A 20,524-nucleotide genomic window follows, 5' to 3' on the forward strand; every position below is an offset into this window, starting at 1 on the left:
ACAGCCTCATGGCCCAGAAAACCAACGATCCGATCACCTTCGCTGTCATCAAAAATGCGCTCGACACCATCGTCGACGACATGGCCTTCGCCGTCATGCGCACCGCACGCTCCCCGATCGTCCGGGACGTTCTCGATTACTCCGTCACGCTTTGCGACAAGCATGGGCGCATCCTGTCGCAGGCAAAAACGGTCGCGTTGCATCTTGGCGCCGTGCCGGATGCAATGGACGTCATCATGGCAAAGTACGCCGACAACCTGGCTCCCGGCGACGTGATCGTTTTCAACGACCCGTATGAAGGGGGCATGCATCTTCCGGACATCTTCATGATCCGGCCCATCTTCCACGCCGATACGCTTCGTGGATTCTCGGTGGTCATTGCGCATCATTGTGACGTCGGCGGCCGCGTCCCCGGCTCGAATGCAGCGGACTCGACCGAGATCTACCAGGAAGGTCTTCGTATTGCGCCGATGAAGCTTTACGACAAGGGCGTTCTCAACGATACGCTGATACGCATCATCACCAAGAACGTGCGTCTGCCGGAACTGGTCCTCGGCGACCTCGAAGCGCAGTTCGCCACCTGCAATCTCGGCGAGCGTGAGTTGCTCCGCCTGATCGAGCGTTATGGTGCGGATGAGCTGGACAGCTATTTCGACGACCTGATCGACTACGGCGAGCAGCTCACGCGTGCCGCTATCCGCTCGTGGCCGGATGGCGACTACTATTTCGAGGATTTCATCGACGGCGACGGGTTTTCAACGGACGCAATCCCGATCAAGGTCAAGCTCACCGTCAAGGGTGATCACCTCGATGTCGATTTCGCGGGGTCTTCGCCGCAGGTTAAGGGCGCGATCAACTCGACGCTATCCTTCGTCAAGTCGGCAACTTATCTGTCCGTGCGCTGCGCGCTCGACGCGGAGGTGCCGAACAATGCTGGCGTGTATCGCGCCATCACTATCACCGCGCCGGGAGGTTCGATCCTCAACCCGCAGATGCCGGCGCCGGTGGCAGCCCGGGCTCTAACCGGCTATCGCGTGGTTGACACCGTCCTGGGAGCGTTGTCGCAGATCGCACCCAAAAAGGTCATGGCGGCGGGCGAGGGCGGCAACACAGTTCTGGCCTTCGGCGGCTGGGATAAAGAAACCCGCGAACCATTCGTTCTGGTCGACATGATCAACGGCGCCTGGGGCGGCCGCTGGAACAAGGATGGGGTCGAGGGCGTCACCAACCCCTCGCAGAACATGTCGAACCTGCCGGTGGAAACGCTAGAGGTCCGTTATCCGCTTATGATGGACGAATACAGCCTGCGCCCCGATTCATGCGGAGCCGGAGAGTATCGCGGGGGCCTCGGCCTGATCCGCACTTACCGCCTCCTCGCCGAGGAAGCCGTTTTGCAGATTCGCGCGGACCGGCATGATCATGCGCCCTACGGCCTGTTCGGCGGCAAGCCGGCAGCACCTTGCGTCAATATCCTTGATCCGGAGGGCGAAAACACTCGCCTTCCCGCCAAGATCACCCGCACCATCGGCCGCGATGTCGTGATCCGCCACGAACAGGCTGGCGGCGGCGGCTACGGGGATCCGCTAAAGCGCTCGCTCGAGCTCATCGCCGACGATCTCTCGAATGGCAAAATCACTGCCGCCTTTGCCCGTGAACACCACGGCATCGTGTTCGAAGAAGACGGTATCACCATCAATGCAGCAGCAACCGGCGCACGACGCGCACAGGAGGCTTTCGCGTGACCCAGTACGATCTTACGCGCTTTGCGATCAATCAGATCACGACCCCCACATGGACCATGCCTCAGGCGATCGAAGGCTATTCGCGCCAAGGAATCAGAGGTATAGCGGTGTGGCGGAACTTCCTCGACGATTATGGCGTCGAACAAACCGCCAAGCACCTGCGCGACGCACAGATGTGGGTTGCTTCGCTCTGCACGAGTGCATGGGTCAGCGAAACCGATCCGGCAGCTTACCGAGCCAAGATCGATGAGAACCGCCGGATCATCGACCAGGCGGCTGCCATCGGCGCCCCCTGCGTCGTCATGGTAATCGGCGGCTTGCCGCAGGGTGACAAAGACTTGCCCGCCCAGCGCAGGCGCATTCACGATGCTTTTGCCGAACTCGCGCCTTACGCGGCGGCCTCAGGGGTAAAACTCGGACTTGAGCCGCTGCATCCGATGTATTGTGGCGATCGCAGCGCACTCAACCTGATCACGGATGCCAATGATCTTATCGACGAGTTAGGTGACAAAGCTGCCAGCCTGGTCGCGGACGTCTATCATTGCTGGTGGGACCCCGCATTTGAGCGAGAGCTTCGCCGTGCCGGGAAAGACCGCATCCACACGTTCCACTATTGCGACTGGCTAGTCCCGACGCGGAACCTCCGTGATCGTGGCATGGTGGGCGATGGGGTGATTGATTTCGCTACCATTCGGGGATGGCTTGATGACATCGGTTACGACGGTCCGTTCGAGCTGGAACTTTTCTCTGAACTGGACTGGTGGGAACGGGATCCAGAAGAGACTGTGCGTATCGCCATCGAGCGTTGTGGCCCATTCGTAGGCCCGCGCTAATATCGCGTCTGGCCCGCGAGCTTGTGGGTCGGACGTTCCCTAACCGCCTGTTGGATCAGGCTTCGATTCAGGAGACCCTGATGACAGACCAAAGCTTCATTTCGATACGAAACCTGCAAAAAAGCTATGCGCAGGGACAGATTAAAGTCCTGAATGGCTTGAACCTCGACATGCAGAAAACTGACCGCTTGCTTGTAATCGGTCCCAGCGGCGGAGGAAAAAGTACGCTTCTCCGCTGCGTCATGGGGCTCGAGGATGTCCAGGGCGGTGAGATCAAAGTCGACGGCAAAAACTATATCGCCGGCGCGCCGAAAAAAACGACCATTAACGCCGAAATGCAAAAGCAGATCGGCATGGTTTTTCAGAGTTACACGCTCTTTCCTCACCTCACCGTGCTTGGTAACCTCACTCTTGCGCCCGTTAGGTCACGTGGCGTGAGGCGTGATGAGGCAGAAGCGCGCGCACTCGAATTGCTCAACCGGTTTGGGCTCAAGGCCAAGGCCAAGGCCTATCCGGCTGCTCTTTCCGGCGGTCAAAAACAGCGCGTCGCGATCGCAAGGGCGTTGATGCTCGACCCGAAACTGATGCTGTTCGATGAAGTGACATCGGCACTCGATCCGGAACTCGTGAACGAAGTGATTAGCATGGTGACCGAGCTCGCGGACGGCGGCATGCCGATGATGATTGTCACGCACGATATGTGGTTCGCAAAGAAGATCGCAACTAGAGTGGTCTTCTGCGATGGCGGTGTCGTTGCCGATGACGCTCCACCTGACGAATTCTTCCGTGCGCCGAAGACCGCCAGGGCGCGTGACTTCATCCACAACGTGCTGCATGCAGATCGCTGAGATGGACGAACGACCATGCAAAACATCGATTTCTTTTTCGTCCTCAATGCCTGGCCCGCGCTTCTGGAGGGATTAAAAATCACCCTCCAGCTCACGGTGTGGGCAAACATCATCGGGCTTGTTGCCGGGTTTCCTCTAGCCCTGCTCTCGAATGCCCGCATCGCACCGATACGGTGGATCGCGCGCTTCTATATCGACCTGTTTCGGTGTACGCCCGTCCTCGTTCAGGTCGTGTGGTTCTTCTTCTGTATACCGATGATCTTCGAGGTGTGGTGGTCGCCGGTATTCATGGGGGTCCTCATCCTCGGAATGAACCAGACGGCGTTCAACGGTGAAGCATTCAGGGCTGCCATCCAATCCATTCCCGCAGCGCAAAGGGATGCTGGTGTCGCACTTGGCCTCGGCCGTTGGAACTACACCAGATACATCGTGCTACCCCAGGCAATCAGGACTGCGACGCCGGTCCTGATCACAAATGCGATTGGTATCTTTCAGCAAAGCTCGCTTGTTGCACTCGTGGGTGTTGCCGACCTGATGTATCAGGGCAAGCAGCTCTCGACCCAGACCTACCGCCCAATCGAGACGTTTACCTTCCTCGCGGCGTTTTATCTGGTTGTCGCGATCCCCTTTGGTCGTCTAGCCGCGTTCTTTGAACACCGGCTGGAGCGTATGAACAAGGTGTAAGATCATGCAAGATCTCGATTTCTCTGTTGTTCTGCAATACGGTCCGGCGTTGCTCAAAGGGCTCGTTCTGACCCTCCAGATTACGGTGCTTTGCGGACTGGCAAGCGTTGTGTTCGGCTTTCTCATCGGTGTTGGACGCAAGTCCAACGTTCGACCGGTCCGCTGGGCCTGCTCTCTCTATGTCGAGGTGCTGCGCGGTACGCCGGTCCTGATTACCTTGTTCTGGGTCTTCTTCTGTTTCCCGATCATTCTCGACGTTGAGCTCAGTCCCTTCATCTCGGCCGTGATTGCCCTGACACTCTATACATCGGCGATCACCAGCGAGTCCTTTCGGGCTGCCTTGGGATCGATCGGGCAAGATCAGCACGATGCTTGCAAAGCGCTTGGTCTGAGCCGTTTTTCGAAGATGATGTATGTGGTCGCGCCACAGACAATCGTACGCGCCATTCCCAACCTGATGTCGAACCTGGTGAGCCTGTTCAAGGAGAGTGCGCTCGTTTCGGCAGTCGGCGTGGTCGAACTTATGTACACGGCTCAAAACATATCGAACGTGACTGCGAGACCTGTCGAGGTACTGACCACCGCGGCTCTCGTCTACTTTGTTATCGGCTGGGTGCTCACGCGACTGGTCAATGCCGCGGAAACGCGCCTGCTCGTCAAAATGGCAGTGTGAACCCTCAAGGCAAACGGGCCCTCCGTTAAGCCACCCACCTTCACGCATAGCGTGACATGAAAAAAGATTTTTAAGGAGATCAGCAATGGCAAGTACAAATGAACAAACCTCTTCGCCGCTCGCGGTTGTCACCGGCGGCGCAAGCGGGATTGGCGAGGCCAGTGTGCGCGGCTTCGTGTCTGCCGGCTGGCGGGTTGTTATCGCAGACATCAACGACGAACGGGGAAAGGCAATCGCTGCCGAATTGGGTGCCGCGGTCAGCTACCGTCATCTTGATGTGTCCGACGAGCAGGCGGTGAGGCAATTCAAAGAGGCGGTCTATGCAGAGCATGGACTTGTGTCGGCACTTGTGAACTCTGGCGGCATTTTGCAGAACGCCACCAAGGTGACGAAGATGCCGGTCGAAGAGTTCGATCGCATCATCGACGTCAACCTTCGCGGAACGATGCTCACTGCGCGCGCCTTCGGCGAAGAGATGGCGCAATCGGGCGGCGGATCGATTGTGAACCTCTGCTCGCTGACCACTTTCCAGCCCTGGCCACAGCCGGCATATGCCATGAGCAAGTCGGCGCTGAAGATGCTGACCGAAATCATGGCCGCCGAACTTGGTCCGCAGGGTGTCCGTGTCAATGCGGTAGCGCCTGGATATACGATGACCGAAGCGATGAAGAGCCGCATCGATCGCGGCGAACGCGACCCCTCTGTTGTCATTTCCAGGTCCGCGCTGCGACGGTTCGTCGAGCCGAGGGAGGTTGCAGATGCAATCCTCTTCCTGTGCTCTCCGTCCGCGTCCGCCATCACTGGGATCACCATGCCGATCGATGCGGGCTGGCTGGTCTATACGTCCTATATGAGCGCGGCCGCGCGACCAGCGGACTAACACAGCAGGTAGCAACCGGCGTCCCGACACATCACGGGAGCCGGCCGGGTCTCTAGTGCAGAGCATTGCACGGAAAAAATTCTGCCCGCAACACCTAAAGGGCTATTGTCGACAATTGCAATCGGTGCCAAGATCGCTTTTAGCCAGGCCGAGCGCCGATTGGACACGATAGAAAGGAAACCAACCCAGCAGAACCCACCGAACAGATGCATGCGAATAAAAGCAATCAACGGAACAGCAGCAACAATTGGGAGTGTTAAAATGAAACTTACGAAGCTCATCACCGGGTTGATCCTCGGCGCAACAGTTCTCGCTGGAGCAGGTCAGGCCAATGCCCAGTCTGCCGAAGGTTACTGGCAGGAAATCCAGAAGCGCGGAACGCTCCGTTGCGGCGCGGCAGTCGCGCCCCCGCACGTTATTCGCGATCCTCAAAGCGGCGAATACAGCGGTACATTCGTCGACCTCTGCAAGAAGTTTGCTCAGGACGCCCTTGGCGTAAAAGCTGAAATCGTCGACACGACCTGGGACAACATCGTTGCCGGCTTGCAGGCCAATCGCTGGGACCTGTCCATGGCTTTGAACCAGAATCCCAAGCGGGCTATGGCGATCGCCTTCAGTCAGCCGGTCGTTCAGTACGAAGTTTCCGGCGTTTACGACAAGGCAAATCCGAAGTTTTCCACGGCACCGAAGTCTATCGCAGATCTCGACGTCGCCGGCGTGACGATCATCATCATGTCGGGCACGGCAATCGACGGAACACTTACGCGCCAGATCAAGAATGCAACGATCCTGCGCCTGCCCGATATCGACGCCACTCGCCTGGCGCTCTCTTCACGGAGAGGCGACATCCTCGTCGATGACAGCGACAGCAACACGCTGTTTTCAGCGACGGGCAAGGATCGCTGGGTGACGCTTAACCCCGAGCCTGCTATCTCGAAGCAGGGCATCGCGTTTGGCCTGCGTCGTGATGCTTCGTATTCGGATATCCAGTCGCTGAACTTCTTCATCCAGGAGCAGACCGCGATCGGCGAAGTCGACCGCATCGCGAGCGGATACATCGACAAGCTCGCGGGCGAAATCAAGAAATAGCGACAGTCTGGCGAGGCGCTGCAATCTGCGGCGTCTCGCCAATACCGTTCCGACGAATAGTGAATGCAACCCATCGCTCTCGAAGATGGCGGGGAGGGGTGCTTCGAATGGAGAACATGATGACCGTCGACAAAAAACCTCTCCGTAGCGAGGCATGGTTCAAGCGCATTGACAATACCGGGTATGAGCACCGCACCCACCTCAAGGCGCGTGGTGCGCTACCAGATATGTTCGAGGGCAAACCCGTAATCGGCATTGCCAACTCGGCATCCGATCTGGTCCCCTGCAACGCCCATCTCACGGAACTGGCGGAATGGGTTGCTCGCGGTGTGCTCGAAGCTGGCGGCTTCCCGCTTGTGTTTTCCACTATGTCGATCGGCGACTCCATCATGCGTCCGAGCGGAATGCTTTTCCGCAATATGATGAGTATGGAGCTCGAGGCGACACTTCGCGCAAACCCGCTCGACGGCGTGGTTTTGCTAACAGGATGCGACAATACGGCGCCCGCCTACATGATGGGGGCAGCCAGCGTCGATCTCCCGACCATCGTCGTGCACGGTGGGACGATGCTGAGCGGTCGCGTTGGGATGCGGCAGGTAGGTTCGGGTTCCGACATTTTTCGTATGCACGGCGAATACAAGGCAGGGCGTATGACGAAGGACGCTTTCCTTGCGTCGGAATACGGAATGTCGCGCAGTAACGGCGCCTGTAACACGATGGGGACGGCAACGACGATGGGCTGTATCGCAGAAGCCCTCGGCCTCAGTCTCACGGGATCTGCTGCCATTCCCGCGGTTGATGGGCGTCGGAAGGGCTCCGCGCAGTTGTCTGGTCGGCGAATCGTCGAGATGGTCAGAGAAGATCTGGCGTTCTCTAAGATCGTCGATCGATCGGCGCTTGAGAATGCAATCCGAGTCAACGCTGCCCTCGGCGGGAGCACGAATGCAATCATTCATTTGCTGGCTTTGGCGGGGCGCCTGGAGATTGAACTGACCCTTGCCGACTTCGAAGAAAACAGCCGGTCAATCCCGCTTCTTGCCAACATCCTTCCGAACGGCAAGTACCTCGTCGAGGAATTCTTCTCCGCGGGTGGATTGCCGGCCGTCATGGCATCGCTTGGGGAGAGGCTCAACCTTGATGCGCGTACCGCAGGCGGAACGACGCTGCGGGAGGAACTCGCTGGCGTCGAAAGCCTTGACCACGACGTCATCGCGCCGTTCGACAAACCGATCAAGCCGCAGAACGCGCTGCGCATCATCAGGGGCAACATTGCACCAAACGGTGCTGTGATGAAACCATCAGCCGCAAGTCCGCACCTGATGAAACATACGGGCCGTGCCGTCGTGTTCGAATCCGTGGAAGATCTCGACAAGCGCATCGATGATCCGTCTCTGAATATCGACGAGACCTGCGTACTCGTTCTGAAGGGGATTGGCCCCAGAGGTTATCCGGGCATGCCGGAACTTGGAAATATCCGTTTGCCCAAGCATATTCTCGAAAAGGGCGTCACCGATATGGTCAGGATTTCGGACGGCCGCATGAGTGGCACGGCTTATGGTACGGTCGTGCTTCACGTTGCGCCCGAATCCTCGATCGGTGGTCCGCTGGCTCTGATCCGTGATGGTGACCTGATTTCGCTGGACGTCGAGGCGGGCACATTGTCGGTCAATCTCACCGATGACGAACTTGAACTGCGGCGGTCGCAAGCCTCCTTTGCGCCCATCAGCCATAAGCGCGGTTACGAGCGCCTCTTTGTTGAGCATGTCTTGCAGGCTGATAAGGGGCTCGATTTTGATTTCCTGGTGGGGCGAAGCGGGAACGAAGCTCCGACGAGACGACCGTTCTAATCCTGATCACTATTAAGCAGCGCCGCTACTCCCGCGCGTCCGGGAATAGCGGCGTTCTCAGTCGCCGTCGGGACGTGATAACGAACCGGTGAGCTTTTGACCTTCTGTAATGTTGTGTTGCTCAGCCAACGTCCCAGCAAGAACCGAATCCCGTTCACGGATAGCATTCCAGATCGGTTCATGCTGGACGATAATCTCCAAGGGATCTTCTATCAGAAGATTGCTTGATCGGATGAACACGCGGATTTGCTGCTCTATCAGCTTATATTGTTGTTTTAGGCGGCTATGCCCGGACTCGTCGATGATCGATTTGTGAAAACCGAAATCGGCCTCAGCAATTGTTTCAGAGCTCTCCGTCACTGTATTTTTCAGCCGGTCAAATGCGGCCTCAATACGCGACATCGCCTCATTGTCGGCATTGGTCGCAGCAAACTGTGCCGCCAGACGTTCGATAGCACCTCGTAGCGTGTAGAGCTCCCAAACATCCTGATGGGTGAGTTCAACGACCGTCCAACCCGTGTAGGGAACGAGACTGACGAGCCCTTCTTTTCCAAGCTGATGCAGCGCCGTGCGGACAGTGGCACGGGAAAGACCCATGCCCTCCGAAAGCTGGACCTCTGTCAAGCGCGATCCCGGTCGGATCGATCCGTCCACGATTTGGGATCTCAATACGCCAAGCGCTCGCACGTCCGCTGGCATTTTTTCGATTTTTGGTAGCTTCATTTGCGTCATCGTCGGCCCACAGTTGCTTGAAATTCAACATTAACGCTCCCCCAAGGGGCGAACAAGAGAACTATATCGAATTCCCGCGCAAAGGCTATTGTCGACAATAGCCTTTTAGGCTATTTATGAGCGTATGAAAATGGCCGGCCTCAAGAAAAGGCCTGATCGCAATTACGAATTCAAAACAAGTCGGAGGAGCTGTCCGGATGTTCAGGGCGAACAAAATTCGAAACGCTGACGAGATTGCCGCTCACGGGGATGCGGCGTCACGCCAGATTGTCCTTGAAATCGCGGACCGGACACTTGAGCGGCTCGATAGCTACAAGCGCATCCGCAGCATCATGCGACTTGAGGGCGATATCCTGCACATCGGCACGAAGTCGTGGGACCTGTCGAAGAAGCGCAACATCTACCTCTTTGGTGCGGGCAAGGCCTGCAACCACATGGCCATGGCGGTGGATCACGTCCTTGGCGACCGCCTCACGCGCGGAATAGCCATCGTGAAGATCCACGAGGAAACCGATCGTTTCAACAAGACCGAGGTTTACGTTGGCGGCCATCCTCTGCCGAACGAGGCAGGCTACCAGGCATCCAGGAAGATGATCGAGATCATCGACCAGGCGGGTCCGGACGACCTTTTTATCGGAGTCATCAGCGGTGGCAGTTCCGCTTTGATGTCCTGCCCAATCGACGGTATTTCGCTGCAGGACGAGATCGACACGACCGACGTACTGCTGAAATCCGGCGCCGGAATCTACGAAATCAACGCGGTGCGCCGGCACATATCCGCGCTGAACGGGGGCATGCTCGCCAAGCGCATTCAGGACGTGGGCGCGGAGCTGATCGGCTTCGGCATCAGCGATGCCGTCGGCTCACCGGCAACCGGTGACATCGCCGTCCCCTACGCTGCCTATAAAAGCACGCCCATTGGGCCCGATGCGACGACACTGGATGATGCGCGCGCTACCATCGTCAATTATGACGTGGCCGACCGCCTGCCAAAGAGCGTCGTCGACTACCTGATGAATGCCGGGCCGGACAAGGAAACGCCGAAGGCCTTTCCGAACAACACCTATTTCTTGCTCAACACCCTGCCGGATTCCTGCATCTCCGCCAAGGAAATCTGTGAGGAGATGGGTATTCCTGCCATTATCGTCTCTTCTTTCCTGGAAGGTGAAAGCAAGGACGCAGGCACGTTCTTCGCTTCGATGGCGCGTGAGATCCAGACTTACGGCAACCCGGTCAAGGCGCCGTGCGTGCTGCTCAGTTCTGGCGAGGTCACGACTCAGATTCTCGACAACAGCGTCATCCGCGGGCACGGCGGACCGGGCCAGGAGATGACGATCAGCTTTGCGATCACCGCCGCGAAAACAAAGGGCGCGTGCCTTCTGTCGATTGACAGCGAAGGAACCGACGGGACGGCCAAGGTGGCCGGCGGCATCACCGATTCCGCCAGTCTGGCGGCTGCTGCGGGAAAGGGCATCAATCTCCATCAGACGCTGCGCGAGCACAGTTGTTTCGAGGCGCTCGACGCTATCGGCTCCGCTGTCTTCACCGGCAACACCGGCACCAACCTGTGCGACCTCAACATTCTTTACGTACCAGCCCTGAAGGAGGGCCAGTAACATGGAAGACAGGATTGCCTCAATCTTCGCCCAGCAGATCATCGACTGCAAATGCCGCCCAGCGGTAGAGGTGGAAATCCGCACCGAAAGCGGTGCTGTCGGCCGCGGCGCGGCTCCGACCGGGAGCTCGGTCGGCATGCACGAAGCCTTCGTGCTGCGCGACGGCGACAAGTCGACCTATGGCGGCCTTAGTGTTCACAAGGCGGTCCAGAAGGTCGAGACGATCATCGCACCAGCGCTCATCGGGATGGACGTCTTCGATCAGCGCGCCATTGACGAGAAGATGATCGCGATCGACGGTACGCCAGATAAGGGGAGCCTTGGCGGCAACACGATATATTCGGTATCGATCGCGGCTTTCCGTGCTGCGGCCGATGCGCTGCGCATTCCGCTCTATGACCACATTGCGGGCGGTACGATCAAGACTGTGCCTGTTCCCTGCTTCAACGTCATCAATGGCGGAAAATACGACGGTTTCATCCAGTCCTTCAACGAGTTCCTGATCGTTCCCTACGGTACGGACAGTATCGACGTTTCGATCGAGATGGCGGTTACCGTTTTCCAGGAGCTCTCGCACGTGCTCACCAGACACCTCGGCCACAAACCGCAGGTCGCTAGCTCTTACGGTTACGCAGCGCCCTCGGACGATCCGGAAGTGCTTCTCGATCTCATGCAGCAGGCTATCGACGCCTGCGGCTACACCGGGCGCATCGCTTTCGCTCTCGATTGCGCGTCGAGCGAGTTTTTCGACGCTGAGAGCCGTACGTATCTTCTGAAAGGGCAACGCGTGACCAGTGACGAGCTGATCGCTTACGCCAAGCGCCTGACGGAAAAATACGACTTCGTTTTTATCGAGGACCTCCTCGATGAGAACGACTGGGATGGCTATGTTAAAGCAAACCGCGAGATTGACCGGACGATCATCCTTGGTGACGACCTAACGGTAACCAAGCTCCAATACCTCAAGCGCGCTTTCGAAACCAAAGCTGTCGGCGGCTTTATCCTGAAGCCCAATCAGGTCGGCACGATCACAGAAGCGATGGACGCTCACCGCTACGCGAGCGAACATGGCATAATTTCCGTCCCCTCAGGGCGCTCCGGCGGTGTCGTTGACGATGTCGTGATGGATTTCTCGGTCGGACTTCAGGTTCCGTTTCAGAAGAACGGCGCGCCTCGTTCCGGCGAGCGCATCGAAAAGCTGAACTTCCTGATGCGTGCCAATGCCCGCAGCGCCGGATGCCGCCTTTACGACATCAAGCCTCTCCTAAAATTCTGACGATCAAGAAATCAGCCGATCGAACCTTCATCCATAGGGAGCTCCATTATGACCACGAAAATCGACTTTCTCTACCTTTCCGAACCCGACATGATCGCCGCCGGTGTCAACGACGCAAAGCGTTGCGTGGAAATCTGCGAGGAGACTTTCAGCCTGCTGGGCGAGGGCGACTACCTCATGGGCGGTGCCAACCACAACAGCCATGGCCTCAACATCGTCTTTCCGAAGGAAACGAAGTTCCCGAACATGCCCGTCGCCGGCCCGGACCGGCGTTTCGCCGCCATGCCCGGTTATCTCGGCGGCCGCTTCGACGTCTGCGGCAACAAGTGGTACGGCTCGAACCATGCCAATACCCAGAAGGGCCTTCCGCGCTCGATCCTAACGATGATGCTGAACGACAAGGAAACCGGCGCGCCGATGGCGCTGATGTCAGCGAACCTGCTCAGCGCCGCGCGCACAGGCGCCGTACCGGGCGTCGCGGCAAAGCACCTCGCCAACAAGGATGCTAAGATCGTCTCCATTGTCGGTTGCGGTCCGATCAACAAGGCCTGCTTCACCGCCATCATGACCCAGCTTCCCGCCGTCGAGAAAGTCGTCTGCTTCGACGTGTTCCTGGACAAGGCAAATGAACTCGCGCGCTGGGTCGCGGAGACCTACAAGGTCAAGGCCGTCGGCGTCGACGAGGCCGAGGCAGGCTTCCGCAACATCGACGTCATCACCGTGGCGGCTTCGCGCCTCAAGCCGCTCTACTTCAAGGACGAGTGGATCAAGGAAGGCGCGACCATCCTCGTTTCCGGTCCGTTCAACACGGACGAGTCCTTCCTCACTGGGGCGACGATCGTCTACGATCACACGCCGCTTCAGGAAGCCTATGTCGAGGACGCTATCGCCTCGGGCAACAAGGATGCCTACTACGGCGGCGTGATTGGCGGTCCGTTCTTCCGTCTCATCGACGCTGGCAAGTTGCCGGCTCTCAAAGACTCGACCGGCCTTGGCGACGTGGTCAACGGCAAGAAGCCGGGCCGCGAAAGCGCCAAGGATCGGGTCATCTTCATCGCTTGCGGCATGGCTGTCTTCGACATCAGCTGGGGCTTCGAAATGTATGAGAACGCCAAGAAGAACGGCATCGGCCAGTCCCTCAATCTCTGGGACAAGCCCGCCCTCGCTTGATCAGGCGCCGGCCGCGTCGTTTCTGGCGACGCGGCCGGCAAACGGATGGGTCCGTAGGTTCGCCCGGTGCAGCCCTTGCATCCGCTGTCCGGGGCCCGGTCTGCCGCTCGATGTACAAGCCATGATGAGGAACGCGCATGCTTTCGTTGGCCGACCCGGTTCAAGCGACCAGCACGGATCATTTCTTCGGTCCATCCATATCGGAGATACATATTGAGGAAGGTTCCCGGGGCAAGCGGCCCAAGGCTCTCAAACATGTCATCAGGGCCATGGAGAACAGTGTTCTCGGTCAAAATCCCGACGTACCCGGCACTTTGCCAGCCTGCAAGATGCTCAATCTTCTTCAGGCCAGTGGCGTTCGCAGCGTGTCCGGACCACGCTTGCAGCCCGAGTTTCGGCTCCGCGGCGAATTTAACACCGCGTTGAACAGTTTGGCTAACGAAGGCCCGAACTCTCAGTTCCTGGCGGCAGCGCTGGATGAACTTGAAGATGGCCTCGTCTGGTATTCGGCAAAGAGCGGTCCGTTTGCCAGCCTCAATTTCGAGCGAAACCACGCTCATGCCGTTTTGGGGGCGCCCAAGACAGATAGTAGCGACAAGGTGTTGCTGGGCATCACAATCATGGCGCCATACACCCGCTTTCCGGACTACGTCCTGCGCTTGCCGCGGGTGATGTTTCCTCTTTCGCCTGGAGAGTACAAATCGATCAGCGGTGAGTGGAAGAGCCACCAGATCGGTTCCCCGATTGTCTGCGCCGCAGGTCGTGAGTTTGCGATGCGGTGCGCGTCGCAGCCGCTTCTTTCCCTATGGTGCCAGAGGCTGGCGACCTGATCGAACCCGCGTGCAATTCAACAGAGCGGAAGGGCTTGTCCCTGGCCAGCTCCGCGACCCCAACCTCGAGGACCGTACAATTGGATACTGCAACCATCCCTCAGCCCGATCAAATCGACGCGCCATTTCTTCAGAGCGTTGAGGCCTATATCGATAATGCTATGACGCATCTGTCCCTTACCGAGGGGCTTGCCGAGCGGATCAAGGCTTGCAACTCGACCTACACAGTCCGTTTCGGCGTCCGGTTGCGCGGCAGAATGTTTAGCTTTACCGGCTGGCGCTCGGTGCACAGTGAGCATGTCGAGCCGGCAAAAGGCGGAATTCGATACTCGATCCACTCCGATCAGGAAGAAGTCGAGGCGCTCGCTGCGCTCATGAGCCTGAAGTGCGCGGTCGTCGACGTACCGTTCGGAGGGTCGAAAGGTGCGCTCAAAATTGATCCCACCGAATGGGATGCCCATGAGCTGGAGCGTATCACGCGCCGATTTACCCAGGAACTCGCTAAGCGCAATCTCATATGCCCGGGCCGAAACGTCCCCGCGCCAGACATGGGCACAAGTGAACAGACCATGGCCTGGATGGCGGATGAATACAAGCGCACTGGTCCATCCGACATCATGAATGCCAACGCCTGCGTTACCGGCAAGCCACTGGCCAGTGGCGGGATCGCAGGAAGAACCGAAGCGACGGGCAGGGGGGTTCAATACGCTATCCAAAGTTACCTGCGCGACGCCCAGGAAAACGGCATAGACGGGCGCCGGGATTTGCGGACCATGTCCGTTGTCGTCCAGGGATTTGGCAACGTCGGGTACCACGCAGCCAAATTCCTGAGTGAAGACGATGGTGCCAGGATCATCGCGGTCGTTGAGCGCGATGGATACGTCACCAATGCCGACGGGCTGGCCATAGAAGAGCTCAAACGCTTCCACGGTGAACATGGGACTATCCTTGGATTTCCGGGGGCGCAGAGCTATACCGACCGGGCCGCAGGTCTCGAACTTCCGTGCGACATCCTCATTCCAGCGGCTATGGAAAACGCCATCACGCTTGAAAACGTCGGCCGCATTCGAGCAAAGTTCATCGCTGAAGCAGCAAATGGACCCATCAGCTTCGAGGCTGAGCGACAGTTGTCCGATCGCGGCGTGGTCGTTCTGCCCGACCTCTTCGTGAATGCCGGCGGTGTAGCGGTGAGCTACTTCGAATGGGTCAAAAACATTACACACATCCCTTTCGGGCTGATGGAGCGCCGGCGCCGTGAGCGCAGGAATCTCCATATCACACACGCTCTCGAAGCGATGACTGAGCGGTCATTTCCGAGCGACATCCGCGACGAATTCCTGGAGGGCGGCGCGGAAATCGATCTGGTCAGGTCGGGGCTGGAGGACGTGATGCGCAACGCCTACCAGAAGATTGCCGAGGTGAAGCGCTCATCTGCGGAAATCAAGACTTTCCGAACGGCAGCTTATGTCATCGCCATCAGGAAGATCGCCGACGCTTATCAGGCTATCGGTATCTGAACCGGTCTCGCTGCAGGATCGTAGATTTAAGGAGAAGCAAATGCCCGTCATACGTGTCGATTGGCTTTCTGGCCGCAGCCAGGAGCAAAAGAAGGAAGTTGCCTCGGTGTTTACCCGGGAATTGGCCCGCATCGCCAAATGCGGACCGGACGATGTCCAGATCGTGTTCATGGACGTTGAGCGCAAGAACTGGTCCGTTGGCGGCGTGTTTGCGGAAGACCCGACACTCGAAAAGTAGCCGGTAAAGGTATCAACGAGCGAACTCCTTTGCCTTTCGCGAGATGAAAGGTGTACTTGCCGCAATCTACTCCACTGAAGAATTGGAGCCTGCGGATATCACCTCTGAGGCCGCGCAGGTTGAGAGGGGTGTGACATGCGTTTCGGGCAACGAGTTCCTCCAAGGAGACGTCATGCCAATCACAAAAATACTTGTTGCCAACCGATCCGAAATTGCGATCCGCGTTTTCCGGGCAGCCAACGAGCTCGGGATAAAAACCGTTGCGATTTGGGCGGAAGAGGACAAGCTGTCTTTGCACCGCTTCAAAGCGGACGAGTCCTATCAGGTCGGCAGGGGGCCGCATCTCGCCAAGGATATGGGACCGATCGAGAGCTATCTTTCGATCGAGGAGGTTATCCGCGTTGCGAAGCTCTCCGGAGCGGACGCGATTCATCCCGGTTACGGTCTTCTGTCTGAAAGCCCCGAATTCGTGGAGGCCTGCAACAAGGCGGGCATCACCTTCATCGGACCGACGGCGGATACGATGCGCCAGCTCGGCAACAAGGTTGCAGCGCGCAATCTCGCGATTTCGGTTGGCGTTCCTGTTGTTCCCGCCACCGACCCACTACCGGGCGACATGGCGGAAGTGGAGCGTATGGCGGAGGAGATCGGTTATCCCGTCATGCTCAAGGCCTCCTGGGGCGGTGGTGGCCGTGGCATGCGCGCCATCCGTAAAAAGGAAGACCTAGCCCGCGAGGTGACGGAAGCCAAGCGCGAGGCCAAGGCCGCCTTCGGCAAGGACGAAGTCTATCTCGAAAAGCTGGTCGAGCGTGCGCGTCACGTCGAAAGCCAGATTCTCGGCGACACGCACGGCAATGTCGTGCATCTGTTCGAGCGTGATTGTTCGATCCAGCGGCGTAATCAAAAGGTCGTCGAGCGTGCGCCCGCGCCCTATCTGAGCGAAGCACAGCGTCAGGAGCTCGCCTCCTACTCCCTGAAGATTGCGGGTGCCACGAATTATATCGGTGCGGGCACGGTCGAATATCTGATGGATGCCGATACCGGCAAATTCTACTTCATCGAGGTCAATCCGCGCATTCAGGTGGAACATACCGTTACGGAAGTCGTCACCGGTATCGATATCGTCAAGGCGCAGATTCACATTCTGGAAGGCGCGGCCATCGGCACGCAGGAATCCGGGGTGCCGAGGCAGGAGGATATCCGCCTGAATGGCCACGCCCTCCAGTGCCGCATTACGACGGAAGACCCGGAACACAACTTCATTCCGGATTATGGCCGTATCACCGCTTATCGCTCCGCTTCAGGCTTCGGTATCCGTCTGGATGGCGGCACGTCCTATACTGGCGCTGTCATCACCCGCTACTACGATCCGTTGCTTGTGAAGGTGACGGCCTGGGCGCCGCGGCCTGACGAGGCGATCAACCGTATGGATCGCGCTTTGCGCGAATTCCGTATCCGCGGGGTGGCGACCAACCTCACATTCCTAGAGGCCATCATCGGCCATGACAGTTTCCGCAACAATACCTATACGACGCGCTTCATCGATTCGACGCCCGAGCTTTTCGCCCAGGTCAAACGGCAGGACCGCGCTACCAAGCTTTTGACCTATCTCGCCTATGTGACCGTGAACGGCCACCCGGAAACCAAGGGACGCGCAAGGCCCTCGGACAAGGCGGCAAAGCCCATCGTGCCCTATATCGATGCGCCGACGCCCGACGGCACCAAGCAGTTGCTGGACAAGCTCGGCCCGAAGGGTTTCGCAGACTGGATGCGCAACGAAAAGCGGGTACTCGTCACGGACACGACGATGCGCGACGGACATCAGTCGCTGCTTGCGACCCGCGTCCGCACCCATGATATCGTCCGCGTCGCCAGCGCCTATCCCAAGGCGCTGCCACAGCTTCTGTCGCTGGAGTGCTGGGGCGGTGCGACATTCGACGTTTCCATGCGCTTCCTGACAGAAGACCCGTGGGAGCGTCTGGCGCTGATCCGCGAAGGTGCTCCCAACCTGCTGCTGCAGATGCTTCTGCGCGGGGCAAACGGCGTCGGGTACAAGAACTACCCGGATAACGTCGTGAAGTATTTTGTCCGTCAGGCCGCAAAGGGCGGCATTGATCTTTTCCGTGTCTTCGATTGCCTGAACTGGGTGGAGAATATGCGGGTCTCGATGGATGCCATCTCGGAGGAAAACAAGCTCTGTGAAGCGGCCATCTGCTACACCGGAGACATCCTCAATTCGGCGCGTCCGAAATACGACCTGAAATATTACACCAATCTCGCCCAGGAACTGGAACGCGCGGGCGCGCATATTATTGCCGTCAAGGATATGGCGGGCCTGCTGAAACCGGCTGCCGCCAAGGTTCTGTTCAAGGCGCTGCGGGAAGAAACGGGTCTGCCGATCCATTTCCACACCCATGATACGTCAGGAATTGCGGCAGCGACGGTTCTTGCCGCCGTGGATGCGGGCGTCGACGCGGTCGATGCCGCGATGGACGCCTTCTCTGGCAATACGTCGCAGCCGTGCCTTGGTTCGATCGTGGAAGCGCTTGCCGGGTCGGAACGCGATACGGGCCTTGATACCGAATGGATTCGCCGCATTTCCTTCTATTGGGAGGCCGTGCGCAACCAGTATGCGGCTTTCGAAAGCGATCTCAAGGGGCCGGCGTCCGAAGTCTATCTGCACGAAATGCCGGGTGGTCAGTTCACCAACCTCAAGGAGCAGGCGCGTTCGCTGGGTCTCGAAAGCCGTTGGCACGAAGTGGCGCAGGCTTATGCCGATGCCAACAGGATGTTCGGCGATATCGTCAAGGTGACGCCGTCTTCGAAAGTCGTCGGTGACATGGCGCTGATGATCGTCAGCCAGGACCTGACAGTGGCCGACGTACGGAATCCCGAGCGCGAGGTCTCTTTCCCGGAGTCCGTGGTTTCCATGCTGAAGGGCGATCTCGGACAATCGCCCGGCGGTTGGCCGGAAGCCCTGCAGAAAAAAGCGTTGAAGGGCGAAGCGCCCTATACCGTTCGTCCGGGTTCACTATTGGCGGATGCCGATCTCGATGCCGAACGGAAGACCATCGAGACCAAGCTGGAGCGCAAGGTCGATGATTTCGAGTTCGCGTCCTATCTGATGTATCCGAAGGTATTCACGGATTTCGCGCTCACCGCCGAAACCTATGGTCCGGTCTCGGTGCTTCCCACCCATGCCTATTTCTACGGAATGGAGGATGGCGAGGAACTGTTTGCCGATATCGAGCGCGGCAAGACGCTGGTCATCGTCAATCAGGCTTCGTCCGGCGTTGACGACAAGGGCATGGTGACGGTGTTTTTCGAAATCAATGGTCAGCCGCGCCGTATCAAGGTGCCGGATCGGACGCATGGTGCTTCCGGCTCTGCCGTGCGCCGCAAGGCCGAACCTGGCAACGCGTCGCATGTCGGGGCACCTATGCCGGGTGTCATCAGCCGCGTCTTCGTCAATCAAGGCCAGGAGGTCAAGGCTGGCGATGTGTTGCTCTCCATCGAGGCGATGAAGATGGAAACGGCGCTTCACGCCGAGCGGGATGGCAAGATCGCGGAAGTTCTCGTGCGCCCGGGCGACCAGATCGATGCGAAGGATCTACTGATCGCTTACGACCATGGGGCTGTTGGGGCTTCCGGTGATCAGTGAACTGTTAGTGCAGCAATTGCCCAACAAGGCGGGTAGCGGGGAAGTCGATAGATCGGGAAGGCCGAAAATGATCTCTGGCAGCACGAAGACTTTCTACATGATCGCTCATCCGATCCACCACGTCCGGACACCGGAGATTATCAATCCGGTATTCGAAGCGCGAGGGATCGACGCCATTATGGTCCCAGTCCATTTTACACCCGAGGACTTCAAGACCGGTTGGGAGGCGATAAGGCGCACTCAGAATCTGGGTGGGATCGTCGTCAGCGTTCCCTTCAAGGAGCTTGCATACGAACTTTCCGACGAAGTCGATGAGATGGCGCGCCCGCTTGGCGCTGTGAATGTCGTGCGCCGGACCGGCGCGGGAAAAATGGTCGCGACCAACCTTGATGGTGACGGTTTCCTTGGCGGCATGTTGAATGGCGGCCACGACGCGAAGGGACGCAAAACCCTGGTTATCGGCGCCGGAGGCGCCGGGAAGGCAATCTCATTCGCACTTGCCGGTAGCGGTTGTGCCTCATTGAGGATTACAGACGTAAACGGGGATAGAGCAGCGGCATTGGTGGATGATATCAGCAGGCGATATGGAGATCTGGATGTTGCGGTCTCGGGCAACGCTTTATCCGATGCCGATCTGGTCGTAAATGCAACGCCCTGCGGCCTCCATCCTGAGACTGATCCGCTTCCACTGGATACCGACCTGCTTCGGCCTGGAATGATCGTGGCCGACATCGTTATGAAACCGAGAGAGACCCCGTTGCTGAAGGCGGCCGTCTCCGCAGGGTGCGACGTTCGATACGGCGCGGGGATGCTGGACGCTCAGATCGATCTGATGATCTCATATTTCGGGCTATAGAGGAGCAGTCTGCGCAAAGGGCGCAGACTGCT

The 20,524-nt window shown here is 58.3% G+C and carries 17 protein-coding genes; 16 read left to right on the forward strand and 1 reads right to left on the reverse strand.

Annotation, left to right across the window (positions count from 1 at the left end; translation table 11 throughout):
• Positions 1-8: 8 nt before the first annotated feature.
• The 8 genes from ACST81_RS25810 (at position 9) to ACST81_RS25845 (ending at position 8,596) form a co-directional block, all read left to right on the forward strand.
• On the forward strand, positions 9-1,742 hold the full coding sequence (locus tag ACST81_RS25810; RefSeq protein WP_142859695.1) for a hydantoinase B/oxoprolinase family protein: 1,734 nt from the start codon (positions 9-11) through the stop codon (positions 1,740-1,742).
• The gene (locus ACST81_RS25815) at positions 1,739-2,575 is read left to right on the forward strand and encodes a sugar phosphate isomerase/epimerase family protein (protein WP_142859693.1); all 837 of its coding nucleotides are present in this window, start codon (positions 1,739-1,741) and stop codon (positions 2,573-2,575) included. The genes ACST81_RS25810 and ACST81_RS25815 overlap by 4 nt, the downstream gene beginning before the upstream one ends.
• A gap of 80 nt (positions 2,576-2,655) precedes the next feature.
• Positions 2,656-3,423 (forward strand): amino acid ABC transporter ATP-binding protein, encoded by a 768-nt coding sequence (locus ACST81_RS25820; protein WP_142859691.1) that lies wholly within the window; start codon positions 2,656-2,658, stop codon positions 3,421-3,423.
• Between the two features lie 15 nt (positions 3,424-3,438).
• Complete coding sequence (locus ACST81_RS25825; protein ID WP_011982827.1) at positions 3,439-4,107, forward strand: amino acid ABC transporter permease; 669 nt, start codon at positions 3,439-3,441, stop codon at positions 4,105-4,107.
• Positions 4,108-4,111: 4 nt separating this feature from the next.
• The gene (locus tag ACST81_RS25830) at positions 4,112-4,780 is read left to right on the forward strand and encodes an amino acid ABC transporter permease (protein ID WP_142859689.1); all 669 of its coding nucleotides are present in this window, start codon (positions 4,112-4,114) and stop codon (positions 4,778-4,780) included.
• Positions 4,781-4,865: 85 nt separating this feature from the next.
• On the forward strand, positions 4,866-5,660 hold the full coding sequence (locus ACST81_RS25835; protein WP_142859687.1) for an SDR family NAD(P)-dependent oxidoreductase: 795 nt from the start codon (positions 4,866-4,868) through the stop codon (positions 5,658-5,660).
• A gap of 261 nt (positions 5,661-5,921) precedes the next feature.
• Positions 5,922-6,749 carry a substrate-binding periplasmic protein gene (locus ACST81_RS25840; protein WP_142859889.1) on the forward strand — a complete coding sequence of 276 codons (828 nt, stop codon included), beginning with the start codon at positions 5,922-5,924 and terminating at the stop codon, positions 6,747-6,749.
• Positions 6,750-6,856: 107 nt separating this feature from the next.
• Positions 6,857-8,596, forward strand: coding sequence for a dihydroxy-acid dehydratase (locus ACST81_RS25845; RefSeq protein WP_142859685.1), 1,740 nt, complete (start codon positions 6,857-6,859; stop codon positions 8,594-8,596).
• Positions 8,597-8,653: 57 nt separating this feature from the next.
• On the opposite strand, the gene ACST81_RS25850 is transcribed toward ACST81_RS25845, so the two are convergent.
• Positions 8,654-9,328 carry a GntR family transcriptional regulator gene (locus ACST81_RS25850; RefSeq protein ID WP_011982822.1) on the reverse strand — a complete coding sequence of 225 codons (675 nt, stop codon included), beginning with the start codon at positions 9,326-9,328 and terminating at the stop codon, positions 8,654-8,656.
• A gap of 197 nt (positions 9,329-9,525) precedes the next feature.
• Here ACST81_RS25850 and ACST81_RS25855 point away from each other — a divergent pair, with 197 nt between their 5' ends.
• The 8 genes from ACST81_RS25855 to ACST81_RS25890 all read left to right on the forward strand — a co-directional run bounded on the left by ACST81_RS25855 (position 9,526) and on the right by ACST81_RS25890 (position 20,492).
• Entirely contained in the window at positions 9,526-10,944 is a 1,419-nt protein-coding gene (locus ACST81_RS25855) for a glycerate kinase type-2 family protein (RefSeq protein ID WP_142859683.1), read from the forward strand.
• A 1-nt stretch (position 10,945) separates the two neighbouring features.
• The gene (gene eno, locus ACST81_RS25860; protein WP_142859681.1) at positions 10,946-12,220 is read left to right on the forward strand and encodes a phosphopyruvate hydratase; all 1,275 of its coding nucleotides are present in this window, start codon (positions 10,946-10,948) and stop codon (positions 12,218-12,220) included.
• Between the two features lie 48 nt (positions 12,221-12,268).
• Positions 12,269-13,390, forward strand: coding sequence for a tyramine oxidase subunit B (locus ACST81_RS25865; RefSeq protein WP_269703596.1), 1,122 nt, complete (start codon positions 12,269-12,271; stop codon positions 13,388-13,390).
• A 137-nt stretch (positions 13,391-13,527) separates the two neighbouring features.
• Positions 13,528-14,220, forward strand: coding sequence for a dimethylsulfonioproprionate lyase family protein (locus tag ACST81_RS25870; RefSeq protein WP_142859677.1), 693 nt, complete (start codon positions 13,528-13,530; stop codon positions 14,218-14,220).
• Between the two features lie 161 nt (positions 14,221-14,381).
• The gene (locus ACST81_RS25875) at positions 14,382-15,737 is read left to right on the forward strand and encodes a Glu/Leu/Phe/Val family dehydrogenase (protein ID WP_161991868.1); all 1,356 of its coding nucleotides are present in this window, start codon (positions 14,382-14,384) and stop codon (positions 15,735-15,737) included.
• Positions 15,738-15,777: 40 nt separating this feature from the next.
• Positions 15,778-15,975: a tautomerase family protein gene (locus tag ACST81_RS25880; protein WP_236774496.1), complete on the forward strand. Its 198-nt coding sequence runs from the start codon at positions 15,778-15,780 to the stop codon at positions 15,973-15,975.
• A gap of 172 nt (positions 15,976-16,147) precedes the next feature.
• Positions 16,148-19,636, forward strand: a complete 3,489-nt coding sequence (pyc, locus tag ACST81_RS25885) for a pyruvate carboxylase (protein WP_142859673.1) — start codon at positions 16,148-16,150, stop codon at positions 19,634-19,636.
• Positions 19,626-20,492 (forward strand): shikimate dehydrogenase family protein, encoded by an 867-nt coding sequence (locus ACST81_RS25890; protein WP_236774491.1) that lies wholly within the window; start codon positions 19,626-19,628, stop codon positions 20,490-20,492. The genes pyc and ACST81_RS25890 overlap by 11 nt, the downstream gene beginning before the upstream one ends.
• Positions 20,493-20,524: the final 32 nt, after the last annotated feature.

The sequence above is a fragment of the Pararhizobium sp. O133 genome (assembly GCF_051669845.1).
GTDB lineage: Bacteria > Pseudomonadota > Alphaproteobacteria > Rhizobiales > Rhizobiaceae > Pararhizobium.